Annotated in this window: 6 protein-coding genes and 1 pseudogene; all 7 read right to left on the minus strand. The window is 71.9% G+C overall.

Annotated features, from left to right (window positions below; all coding sequences use genetic code 11):
- Positions 1 to 52: 52 nt before the first annotated feature.
- A pseudogene (locus OG286_RS14450) lies at positions 53 to 1,615 on the minus strand (putative bifunctional diguanylate cyclase/phosphodiesterase); the annotation flags it as partial.
- Positions 1,616 to 1,988: 373 nt separating this feature from the next.
- Positions 1,989 to 4,292 carry an NAD-dependent DNA ligase LigA gene (gene ligA, locus OG286_RS14455; RefSeq protein WP_405366056.1) on the minus strand — a complete coding sequence of 768 codons (2,304 nt, stop codon included), beginning with the start codon at positions 4,290 to 4,292 and terminating at the stop codon, positions 1,989 to 1,991.
- A gap of 23 nt (positions 4,293 to 4,315) precedes the next feature.
- Positions 4,316 to 5,326, minus strand: coding sequence for a methionine synthase (locus OG286_RS14460; RefSeq protein ID WP_405365322.1), 1,011 nt, complete (start codon positions 5,324 to 5,326; stop codon positions 4,316 to 4,318).
- A gap of 389 nt (positions 5,327 to 5,715) precedes the next feature.
- On the minus strand, positions 5,716 to 7,836 hold the full coding sequence (locus OG286_RS14465; RefSeq protein ID WP_405365324.1) for a right-handed parallel beta-helix repeat-containing protein: 2,121 nt from the start codon (positions 7,834 to 7,836) through the stop codon (positions 5,716 to 5,718).
- Between the two features lie 392 nt (positions 7,837 to 8,228).
- Positions 8,229 to 10,331, minus strand: coding sequence for a right-handed parallel beta-helix repeat-containing protein (locus OG286_RS14470; protein WP_405365326.1), 2,103 nt, complete (start codon positions 10,329 to 10,331; stop codon positions 8,229 to 8,231).
- A 383-nt stretch (positions 10,332 to 10,714) separates the two neighbouring features.
- Positions 10,715 to 11,404, minus strand: a complete 690-nt coding sequence (locus OG286_RS14475) for an SDR family oxidoreductase (protein ID WP_405365328.1) — start codon at positions 11,402 to 11,404, stop codon at positions 10,715 to 10,717.
- 13 nt (positions 11,405 to 11,417) lie between these two features.
- Entirely contained in the window at positions 11,418 to 11,942 is a 525-nt protein-coding gene (locus OG286_RS14480; protein ID WP_405365330.1) for a TIGR00730 family Rossman fold protein, read from the minus strand.
- Between the last annotated feature and the right edge of the window lies 1 nt (position 11,943).

Raw genomic sequence — 11,943 nt, forward strand, 5'->3', positions numbered from 1 at the left:
GGATCCCGGCCTGGAGCACGGGCTGGATCGCGGGTGGCATCACCGGCTGGACGCCGGGCTGGAGCACCGGCGGCAGCTGCGCGGCCGTGGTGAGCCGCTCCACCGGCGGCGCGCCGGTGCGGTGCACCCGCAGCCAGGCGGTGGCCTGCTCCGCCGGCAGCGCCGCGGAGACCAGCCAGCCCTGGACGGCGTCCACGCCCATGCAGTGCAGCCGCTCCCAGGTCTCGTCGTCCTCGACGCCCTCGGCGACCACGGTCAGGCCGAGCGAGTGCGCCAGCTCCACCGAGCAGCGGACCACCGCCGCGTCGTGGTCGTCGGCGACCATCCGGGAGACGAAGGAGCGGTCGATCTTCAACTCGCCGACCGGCAGGCTGCGCAGCCGCACCAGCGAGGAGTGGCCGGTACCGAAGTCGTCCAGGGACATCCCGACGCCGTAGCCGCGCAGCTCGGCCAGGGTGTCGGCGGCGCGCCGGGAGTCGTCCAGCAGCAGCCGCTCGGTTATCTCCAGCTGCAGCGCGTGGGCCGGCACCTGGTGGCGGACGAGGTGGCCGGCGACCCGCTGGGCGAAGCCCGGGTTGAGCACGTCGCGCGGCGAGACGTTCACCGCGACCTGCACCTGGAGCCCCTGGTCGCGCCAGTAGGCGAGCTGGCCGACGGCCGCCTCCAGCACGTAGTCGGTCAGCCGGGGCATCAGGCCGCTGGACTCGGCGAGGCCGACGAACTCGTCCGGCGAGACCTTGCCCTGGCCGGGCCGCTCCCAGCGCAGCAGCGCCTCCAGCCCGACCACCCGGCCGTCGAAGGCCACCTTCGGCTGGTAGTGCAGCTGCACCTCGCCGGTCTCCAGCGCCCGCCGGAGATCCCCCAGCAGCCCGATCCGGTACGGCGTGTCGGCGTCCTGGGTCTCGTCGTACTGCTCGACCGAGGTGCGGCCGCGCTGGGCGTGGCCCATCGCGACGTCGGCGCGGCGCAGCAACGACTCGGCGTCCTGGGCGTGCTGCGGGTAGACGCAGACGCCGGCGCTGGCCTCCAGGACGAGCAGCAGCCCGTCGAGGCGGATCGGCGCGGCCAGCTCCGTGATCAGCGCCTTGGCGACCCGCTCCAGGGTGTCCGGGCAGCCGATGCCGGGCAGCAGGACGGCGAACTCGTCGCCGCCCATCCGGGCCACCATCGGGCGCCCGCCCCGGTAGTGCCGGGGCAGCCCGGCGAACACGTCGTCGATGGACTCCCGGGTGGCGCTGCCGGCCGGGCCGCCGGAGCGCAGCGCCCGGTGCAGCCTGCGGGCGATGTGCACCAGCAGCCGGTCACCGGCGGTGTGCCCGAGCGTGTCGTTGAGCGACCGGAACCGGTCGAGGTCGAGCAGTATCAGCCCGACGCTGTACCCCTGGTCGTGCTCGGCGATCGCCTCCTGGGCGGCCAGCAATAACGCCTGGCGGTTGGGCAGGTCCGTCAGCGGGTCGGTGAGCTGGTCCCGGGCACGGTCGCGGGCGATCCGCCACGCCGCGACCAGCACGGCCAGCGGCACGGCGAACAACGGCAGCAGCTCGGGCTCGTACCGGTAGACCAGAACGGCCAGCGGAATGAGCGGCGCGGCGCCGGCCAGCAGCACGCCGAGCAGCAGGACCGCACCTGCCACCCCCTGCGGCGGGCGTGTGGGCGCACCGCCGGTCGTACGATCCATAAGCCCTGTCCTCCGTCGGGCCCGCCCCGTCAGGCCGCCTTACGGTGAGGCACCGTGCTGGTGCCGGCAGCTGCCGGGCATGGAGCGACCCCGCGGAGACCGGCTCAGCCGGTGCCCCCACCCCTGCTGACACTCTGTTGCGCTCCAGGGTATTCCGGGGTCCACCGCGCGGGCAGACTTTCGGACAACCGGGAACGCGCCACCGCGTTCGGGTGTCGCACAGTGACACAATGCCCGCTTTCACTGTGCAGCACCCGGTGACGTTGCATCAGGACGATAACAAGACGGACTCGGCGCTTCCGCGCGCGGGTCACTCCCCGGCCGGGGCCGCCTCCTCCTCGGAGCCCGCGACGGACCCCTCGGCGGCCTCCGGTCCGGGCAGGCCGAGGTGGCGGCGGGCGGCGTCCGGACCCTGCTCCAGCAGGACGGCGAAGCCCGCGTCGTCCAGCACCGGCAGGCCGAGCTGAACGGCCTTGTCGTACTTGGAACCGGGGTTCTCGCCGGCCACCACGAAGTGCGTCTTCTTCGACACCGAGCCGGTCACCTTGGCTCCGCGCGAGGTCAGCGCCTCCTTGGCGCCGTCCCGGGTGTGCCCGGTCAGCGTGCCGGTGACGACGACGGTCAGGCCCTCCAGCGGACGCTCGCCCTGCGCCTCGGCGAACTCCTCGGTGAAGCGGACGCCCGCCCGGCGCCACTTCTCCAGGATCTCCCGGTGCCACTCCTCCTGGTGCCACTCCTTGATCGAGCGGGCGATGATCGGGCCGACGCCCTCGACCGCCGCCAGTTCCTCCTCGCTCGCCTCGAAGATCCTGTCCAGATCGCGGAACTCCCGGGCCAGCTCCTGGGCGGCCACCGGGCCGACGTGACGGATCGACAGCCCGTTGATGAATCGAGCCAGTGGGCGGTCCTTCGCCTTCTCCAGGTTGTCGAGAAGCGTCCGGAGCGACTTCTTCGGCACACCCGTCGTGGTGGCGAAGAAGAAGACCTCCTTCTCCTTGCCGGTCTTGTCGTCCAGCTTGGGCATGCCCGTCTTCGGGTCGCGCACCAACACCTTGATCGGCAGCAGCTGCTCCTCGGTGAGGCCGAAGATGTCGCCCTCGTCCTTCACCGGAGCCTCGGCCGGCTCCAGCGGCTGGGTCAGCGCGGTGGCCGCGACATAGCCGAGGCCCTCGATGTCCAGGGACGAACGGCCGCCGAGGAAGGCGATCCGCTCGCGGACCTGGGCGGGGCAGTACTGCGCGTTCGGGCAGCGCAGGTCGATGTCCCCCTCGGCCATCGGGCGCAGCTCGGCGCCGCACTCGTGGCAGTGCGAGGGCATCACGAACTCCTGCTCGGTGCCGTCCCGCAGGTCGTAGACCGGGCCGAGGATCTCCGGGATGACGTCGCCCGCCTTGCGCAGCACCACGGTGTCGCCGAGCAGGACGTCCTTGGCCTTGACGACCTGCTGGTTGTGCAGCGTCGCGTACTGGACCATCGAGCCGGCCACCTTGACCGGCTCCGCCAGCACCGCGTACGGGGTGGCCCGGCCGGTGCGGCCGATGCCGACCTTGATCGCGGCCAGCTTTCCGGTGACCTCCTCCGGCGGGTACTTCCAAGCGATCGCCCAGCGCGGGGACTTGGAGGTGGCGCCGAGCCGGCCCTGGAGCGCGATCTCGTCCACCTTGACCACGACGCCGTCGATCTCGTGCTCGACCGAGTGCCGCTGCTCGCCATACTGCTTGATGAAGGCGCGGACCTCGTCGAGGGTGGCGACCACCCGGTTGTGCCGGGCGGTGGGCAGGCCCCAGTCGTGCAGCAGCCGGTAGGCGTGCGACTGGCAGTCGATGTCGAAGCCGACCCGGGCGCCGATGCCGTGCACCACCATGTGCAGCGGGCGGGAGGCGGTGACGTGGGCGTCCTTCTGGCGCAGCGAACCGGCGGCGGCGTTGCGCGGGTTCATGAACAGCCGGATCATCGCCCGGGGGCGCCTGCCCTCCTTGGCGCGCTCCTCGTTCTCCTGTCGGCGGCGCTCGTTCTCCTCCGCGAACGAGGCGTTGAGCGCCTCGAAGGCGTCGGTCGGGAAGTAGACCTCGCCGCGGATCTCGACCAGCTCGGGGATGTCGTCGCCCTTGAGCTGGTGCGGGATCTCCTTGATGGTGCGGACGTTGGCGGTGATGTCCTCGCCGACCCGGCCGTCGCCGCGCGTCGCCGCCTGCACCAACTGCCCGTTCTCGTACGTCAGGTTGACGGCCAGGCCGTCCACCTTGAGCTCGCAGAGGTAGTGGTACTCGATGCCGTGAAGCTCGCCGGCGACGCGCTCGGCCCAGGCCGCGAGCTCGTCGTCGTCCATGGCGTTGTCCAGGCTGAGCAGCCGCTCGCGGTGCTCGACCGCGGCGAACAGTTCGGCGACGGCGCCGCCGCCCACCTTCTGCGACGGCGAGTCCGGCGTGACCAGGGCCGGGTGCTCGGCCTCCAGACCCTCCAGCTCGCGCATCAGCGCGTCGAACTCGGCGTCGCTGACGACCGGCGCGTCCTGCTCGTAGTAGCGGGCGCGGTGGTCCTCGATCTCGGCCGCCAGCTCGGCGTGCCGTCTGCGCACCTCCGCCGGGATCTCCTCCCAGCCCTCGACAGCCACCACCGCAAGCCCTCCGTTACGTCCTACTCCGGGTTGTCCACCAGGCTCTGGGCCGCCCGCGCGCTGAGCGACAACGCCTGGCGCGCGTACGCCGGGGAGGCCCCGGCCAGCCCGCAGGTGGGTGTCACCAGCACACGGCGGCCCAGCAGCTCCGGGGCGAACCCGAGCCTGCGCCACAACGTCCTGACACCCTGGACACTACCGGCCGGGTCCGACACTCCCTGGTCAGTGGACGGGACGACACCCGCGAGGATCATCGTGCCCGCCTCGACCGCCTCGCCGAGGTCGTCGTCCATCCGGTCCGTCAGGAGGGAGAAGTCCAGCGAGATCCCGGCCACCCCGGCCCGCCGCAGCAGGGGAACCGGAACGTCCGGCGCGCAGGAGTGCACCACGACGGGCGCGTCCAGACCACGGATCAGCTCGCGCAGGGCCTCCTCGGCGACCTGCCGGTCCACCGCGCGCAGCCGCTGGAAGCCGCTGGCGGTCCTGACCTGGCCGGCCAGCACCGCGGGCAATGAGGGCTCGTCGAGCTGGAGCACCACCTCCGCACCCGGGATCCGCTTGCGGACGTCGTCGAGGTGGCGGCGCAGGCCCTCGGCGAGCGAGCCGGCGATGTCACGGCAGGCCCCCGGGTCGGCGAGCGCCTTCTCGCCGTGCTTCAGCTCGATCGAGGCGGCCAGCGTCCACGGCCCGACCGCCTGCACCTTGAGCGCGCCCCGGTAGCCCTGGGTGAACTCCTCCAGTGCGTCCAGGTCCTCGCCCAGCCAGGAGTGGGCCCGCTTGGTGTCCCGGCCGGGGTGGTCGGTGAAGCGCCAGCCGCTCGGCTCGGTCTGCGCGAACAGCTCGACCAGCAGGCCGGCCCCGCGCCCGATCATGTCGGCGCCCGGCCCGCGGGCGGGCAGCTCCGGGAGGAAGGGCAGGTACTCCAACGCCCCGGTGGCCGTCTTCGCGGCCTCCCGGGCGTCGGTGCCGGGCAGCGATCCGACGCCGGTGGCGGCGCCGACCAGGTCGGGGAAGGGGTGTGGGGTGCTCACCCTGGAAGCGTACGAGATCGGGGGGTCGGCGGGCGGCCGGTGTACCGGCGCCGCTGTCGGTGCAGCCGGCGCCGGACTTGCCGTTGACGTAGATCGTGGTGGCGCCGGCCACCGCGACGCTCGTACCGACGGCCGGCAGGCCGACCGTACCGAGCAGCGTCGCGCCGACGGCCAGGGCCGTGCGAAGTCTGGAAATGGGATGCCCCCCTGGGCGGAAATGCGGACCGAATGCCGCGTGCGAGCCCTCGTCGGCCTGGGTCTCCCGGCGGAGGGCGAACGGGATCACGCCACAGGGGTGAGGCCCGCGCCAAGGTGCTTTCCGGGGCTGCCCGTACGCCCGTGGAGCAGGAAGTCGGAACGGCCGACTTCCTGCTCCACGGGCGGTGCGATCAGTACGACTGGAAACCGAAGAAGTCGACCACGAGGTGCAGCGGCGCACCGCTCGCGTTGTACAGGGAGATCATGCCGTCCTTCACCGGCACCACGACCTGGTTGGGGATGGTCTCCCCGGCCAGGAAGTTGAGGTTCGAGGCGTTCGGCGCCGCGTCGCCGTGCGGGTACACGGTGAGGTGGCCCTCGGCCCCCGGCTCGGTCACCGTGACGTTCAGGGTCGCCGCGGCCAGGTACGGCACGTCGCCGACGTAGACGTCGAGGGTGCCCCAGGCCGGAACGGTGCCCGCCGGACGGTCGCCGTTCTCGCGGTGGGTGTCCTCGCGGGTGTCCATGAACCGCACCGGCCCCGCGGAGTAGTAGGTCAGCCGGCCCTCGGCTGCGTAGTAGCCGGCCAGGTCGGCGATCACGTGCACCGTGCCGCCCGAGGCGTTGAAGAAGGACACCTTGCCGTCCTTCACCGGAACCGTCACCAGGTTCGCGATCGTCCGGCCGGCGGGCCAGTTGAGGTTCGACGCGTTGGGCGCCTTGCCGCCGTGCGGGTAGACGGTGAGGTGGCCGTCCGCCTTGGGCTCGGCGATCGTCACGTTCATCGTCACGGCCGTCATGCCCGTGGCCGGCACTCCGGCCACACCCGCGACCTGAAGATCGACCGTCCCCCAGGCCGGAACCGCCTGCGCACTCGGTACGCCGACCGGCTCCCGGGTGTCCAGCAGCCGCGCCGGACCCTGCGGGTGGAAGAGATCGCCCTTGGCGCTGTAGTAGCCCGCCAGGTCGGCGATCACGTGCACCGTGCCGCCGGAGGCGTTGTAGAAGGACACCTTGCCGTCGTTCACCGGGACCGTCACCAGGTTCGGAATCGTCCGGCCGGCAGCCCAGTTGAGGTTCGAGGCGTTCGGCGCGACGTCACCGTGCGGATAGACCGTGAGGTGGCCGGCCTGCGTCGGCTCGGTGACCGTGACGTTCATCGTCACGGCCGTCACGCCCGTGGCCGGCACTCCGGCCACACCCGCGACCTGAAGATCGACCGTCCCCCAGGCCGGAACCGCCTGCGCACTCGGTACGCCGACCGGCTCCCGGGTGTCCAGCAGCCGCGCCGGACCGGCCGGTGTGAACAGGCTGCCGAAGGTCAGGGACTCGTACGCGCCCCGGTCGCGGAAGCCGCTGCCGGTGCCCGTGTTGGGCACGGTCGGGTCGTCGGCGGGCGCCTTGCCCCAGTAGTCGGTCTTCAGCATGCCCGGCGCGTTCTCGTCGGCCGAGTCGACCAGATGGTCGAGCGGCGCGTCCGGGCCCTTGCGGACCCAGGTCGACGCGACGAAGTCGTGCGCGCCCTGACCGCTCGCCGCCGTGAACTCCGGCTGGGCGGCGTACGTGGCGCCGGCCCAGCTGTAGGCGGCGGCGCCGCTGATCGGGTCGACGACGTTGTAGTCCACCTTGGTGCCGGCGGTGGCGCCCGCGGCGACGCTGATGCCGGCCGCCCGTGCGATGTTCTCCCCGCACGGCGTCGTGCCGGCCTGCGCGGTGTTCACCGCGTTGTTCTCCACGACGGCACCGCCCGAGGCGCCGTCGAGCGTGATGCCCGCGAAGCACTCCGTGCGGACGTTGTTGCTCACGACGACGGTGTCGGGGGCGCCGTCGACCAGGATCCCGGGTCCGTCCGGGCTGCCGCCGGTGTCGATGATGTTCGTGCTCAGCACGGTCCCGGTGGAACCGCCGTCGACCCGGAAGGCCGGGCCGCGCAGATTGTGGAGGAAGCCGCCGGCGAAGGTGACCTGGCCGGAGCCGTTGGTGATGTGTGCACCGCTGCCGCCGGAGCCCCAGACGCCCGTGAAGGACACGTCGTGGCCGCCGTCGACCACCACGACCGGCTTCTGGTACGAGCCGAGGGCCAGGTTCTCGAACCTGATGTGGTCGGCGCCCCGGACCACGACGGCGCTGTCCGGGTAGTTCGGTGCGCCGCCGGTGATGTTGGCGTTGCCGTGCTGCTTGTCCGGGCCGCGGAAGGTGATCGGCGCCGCCGCCGTTCCCGAGCGCGTCACGGTCACCGCGGTGTCGACGTAGCTGCCGGCGGCGATCTCCACTGTCTGCCCCGGCTGGACGACGGCGGCGGCCGCGGACACGTGGCAGAACGGGGCGTTACGGGTGCCGGCGCCGGCGCTGCTGTCCGAGCAGCGGGCCTCGGCCGCGTTGTTGACGTAGAGCGTGGTGACCGCTGCTGCCGCGACGCTCGTACCGACGGCCGGCAGGCCGACCGTACCGAGCAGCGTCGCGCCGACGGCCAGGGCTGTGCGAAGTCTGGAAATGGGATGCCCCCCTGGGCGGAAATGCGGACCGAATGCCGCGTGCGAGCCCTCGTCGGCCTGGGTCTCCCGGCGGAGGGCCTGGGTCTCCCGGCGGAGGGTCGATCGGGATCATGCCACAGGGGGTGGGAACCGCACCACGCGGAAATCCGAAGCGGCCCCGGTCCGGGCGCGGGGCTCGGACCGGGGCCGCTTCGGTGCCATGGGGCCGGTCAGTACGCCTGGTAGCCGAACAGGTCGACGACGAGGTGCAGGGGCGCACCGCTCGCGTTGTAGAACGAGATCATGCCGTCCTTCACCGGGACCACGACCTGGTTGGGGATGGTCTCCCCGGGCAGGAAGTTGAGGTTCGAGGCGTTCGGCGCCGCGTCGCCGTGCGGGTACACGGTGAGGTGGCCCTCGGCCCCCGGCTCGGTCACCGTGACGTTCAGGGTCAGCGCGGTGACGTTCGGGATGTCACCGACCGGGATGTCCAGCGTGCCCCAGGCCGGGACGGTGCCCGCCGGACGCTCGCTGTCCTCCCAGCGGATGTACTCACGCGTGTCGATCAGCCTCCACGGCCCCACCGGGCGGTAGCTCACCTTGCCCGCGGCGGTGTAGTAACCGGCGAGGTCCGCGATCAGGTGCACGGTGCCACCGGAGGCGTTGTAGAAGGACACCTTGCCGTCCTTCACCGGGAGCGTCACCAGGTTCGGGATCGTCCGCCCGGCCGTCCAGTTGAGGTTCGAGGCGTTCGGCGCCTTGTCTCCGTGCGGGTAGACGGTGAGGTGGCCGGCCTCCTGCGGCTCGGTCACCGTCACGTTCATGGTCACCGCCGTCACGCCCGTCGCGGGGATCCCCGCCACTCCGGCGACGGGCAGGTCGACGGTGCCCCACGCCGGCACGGCCTGCGCCGCCGGGACACCGATCGGCTCACGGGTGTCCAGCAGACGGGTCGGACCCTGGGCGTGGAAGAGGTAGCCCTTGGTGCTGTAGTAGCCGGCGAGGTCCGCGATCAGGTGCACGGTGCCACCCGAGGCGTTGAAGAAGGACACCTTGCCGTCCTTCACCGGAACCGTCACCAGGTTCGGGATCGTGCGACCCGCCGCCCAGTTGAGGTTGGACGAGGCCGGCGCCTCGTCGCCGTGCGGGTAGACCGTCAGGTGGCCGTCCGCCTGCGGCTCGGTCACCGTGACGTTCATCGTCACCGCCGTCACGCCCGTCGCCGGGATGCCCGCCACGCCCGCGACGGGCAGGTCGACGGTGCCCCACGCCGGCACGGCCTGCGCCGCCGGGACACCGATCGGCTCACGGGTGTCCAGCAGACGGGTCGGGCCGGCCGGGGTGAACGCGCTGCCCACGTCGAGGTTCTCGTAGGCGCCGCGGTCGCGGATGCCGCTACCGGTGCCCGTGTTGGGCACCGTCACGTCGTCCGCCGGCGCCCAGGCGCCGCGGTCGGACGGCAGCATGCCCGGGGCGCTCTCGTCGGCCGAGTCGACCGTGTGGTCCAGCGGCGCGTTCGGGCCCTTCTGGGACCACGACGGCACCACGAAGTCGTGCGCGCCCTGACCGGTGGCCGAGGTGAAGGCGGCCTGGGTGGCGTAGGCGGTGCCGGCCCAGTTGTAGCCGGCGCCACCGCTGCGCGAGTCGACGACGTTGTAGTCCACCTTGGTATCCCGGGTGGAGTTCGCCCCGACGGTGATCCCGGTGGCCCTGGCGGCCTTGTCACCGCAGGACTTGTCGAGGTCCGCGGCGGCGTTCACCACGTTGTTCTCGACCACCGCGCCGGTCGACGCGCCGTCCAGCACGACGCCGGGGAAGCAGCGCGTGTTCATGGAGTTGCTCACCACGACGGTGTTCGGGGCGTCCTTGACCAGGATGCCCGTCTCGTCGTCCACGGAGCCGGGCTGCAGGACGTTGGTGGTGACCACCGTTCCGGTGGAACCGCCGTCCACGATGAGCCCCGGGCCCGCCGTGTTGATGTCGCCTCGCCCGAACAGCACCCTGTCGGAACCGTTGGTGATCCGGACGCTGTTGCCTCCGGAGATTCCGATGTTGTCGAACGCCACGTCACGGGCGCCGTCCACCACCACCGACGGCCCCCGGTAGACCGGGGTGATGACCAGGTTCTCGAAGCGGACGTGCTCGGCACCCTTGACGAAGAAACCGTTGACCGGCTTGTCCCAGCTGCCGAACCGGGCACCGCCACCCGAGGTGTTCTCGTTCTTCTTCGCGCGGAAGGTGATCGGCGCCTCGGCGGTGCCCGACCGGGTGATGGTCAGGTCCTCGTTGTAGGTGCCGTCGGCGATCTCGACGGTCTGGCCCGCCTGGACCACGGCTGCCGCCGCGCCGACGGTGCAGAACGGCGCCGCCTGGGTGCCGGTGCCGCTGTCGGTGCAGTTGGCGCCCGCGGCGTTGTCGACGTAGAGCGTGGTGGCCGCGGCGACCGCGCTGTTCGCTCCGACGGCCGGCAGGCCGACCGTGCCGAGCAGCGTCGCGCCGACGGCCAGCGCTATGCGGGTTCTGGAAATTGGGATGCCCCCCTGGGCGGGAAATGCGGTCGAATGCCGCGTTCATGCCCTCGTCAACCTGGGGTTCTCCCGGCGGAGGGCGGAGGGATCATGACACAGGGGGGAAGTCTTCGCCAAGGCGGTTTCAGGGGCCCGTCGTGGCACCGTGGAGCAGGAAGCCGGCCGGGCCGCCTTCCTGCTCCTCTGCCCTACTTCCCCGGGCGGACGGTGATGTCGGTGATCTCCGCGTCGCGGGAGGCGTCGAGCGCGGCGAGGATCGCCTTCGCCACCGACTCCGGCTCGATCCAGCGGTCCGCGTCGTACGCCTTGCCCTCCTGCTGATGCACCTTCACCTGCATCGCGGTGGCGGTACGGCCCGGGTAGACCGAGGTGACCCGGACTCCGTTGGCGTGCTCCTCCTGGCGCAGCGAGTCGGCGAGCGCCCTCAGCCCGTGCTTGCTCGCCGCGTACGCCGACCAGTCGGCATGGGCGTTGAGGCCGGCACCGGAGTTGACGAACACCACGTGGCCCTTGACCAGCCGCAGCGAGGGCAGCAGCAGCCGGGTCAGCTCGGCGGGCGCGACCAGGTTGACGTTCAGGGTCTCCTGCCAGGCCTTGACCGGCAGTTCACCGACCTGGCCGAGCTCGACCACACCCGCCACGTGCAGCAGCGAGTCCAGTTCGACCGGGAGCGACTGGTGGCCGAAGGCCCAGGAGAGCTTGGCCGGATCCTTGAGGTCCCCGACCAGCGTCCGGGCGCCGGGGAAGCGCTCCCGCAGCTCGGCGCCCCGGCGGGCGTCGCGGGCCAGCAGCCAGAGTTCGTCCCCGCGCTCGGCGAGACGTTCGGCGAGGACGGCGCCGATGCCGGAGCCCGCGCCGGTGATCAGATGTGCAGCCATGGGCCCGATCCTCTCAGGCCTTGAGCTGCTCGAAGACCTGCGCGGGGGTGTCGGCGAAGGTGATCAGCTCCCCGAGCGGGCGCGGCAGGAACCCCTCGGCGTCCATCCGCTCCAGCTGCGTGCGCAGGCCCGCGTAGAACCCCTCGGTGTCCAGGACGACCACCGGCTTGTCGTGCAGCGCGTGCTTCTTCAGCTCCAGCACCTCGGTCACCTCGTCCAGCGTGCCGAGGCCACCGACCAGCACGACCACCGCGTCCGCGCGCATCAGCAGCTGCGCCTTGCGCTCGGCGAGGTCCTTGGTCATGACGAGCTCGTCCGCGCCCTCGTATCCCTTGTGCCTGAGCAGCTCGACCAGGACGCCGACCAGCTTGCCCCCGGCCGCCTTCACCCCGTCGGCGACCAGGCCCATCAGCCCGGCGTTGGAGCCTCCCCAGACGAGGGTGTGGCCGCCCTCCCCGAGGAGCCTGGCGAACTCGGCAGCGGGGCCGGTGTAGCGGTCGTCGAGGGAGTACGCGGAGCAGAAGACAGTGATGTTCATA

Origin of the sequence: Kitasatospora sp. NBC_00039, assembly GCF_045160625.1 — a bacterium.
Taxonomy (GTDB): Bacteria; Actinomycetota; Actinomycetes; order Streptomycetales; family Streptomycetaceae; genus Kitasatospora.

Coding starts and splice junctions, on each gene's coding strand:
- OG286_RS14475 (WP_405365328.1), bottom strand. CDS start 11,404: ATGGCTGCACATCTGATCACCGGCGCGGGCTCCGGCATCGGCGCCGTC.
- OG286_RS14480 (WP_405365330.1), bottom strand. CDS start 11,942: ATGAACATCACTGTCTTCTGCTCCGCGTACTCCCTCGACGACCGCTAC.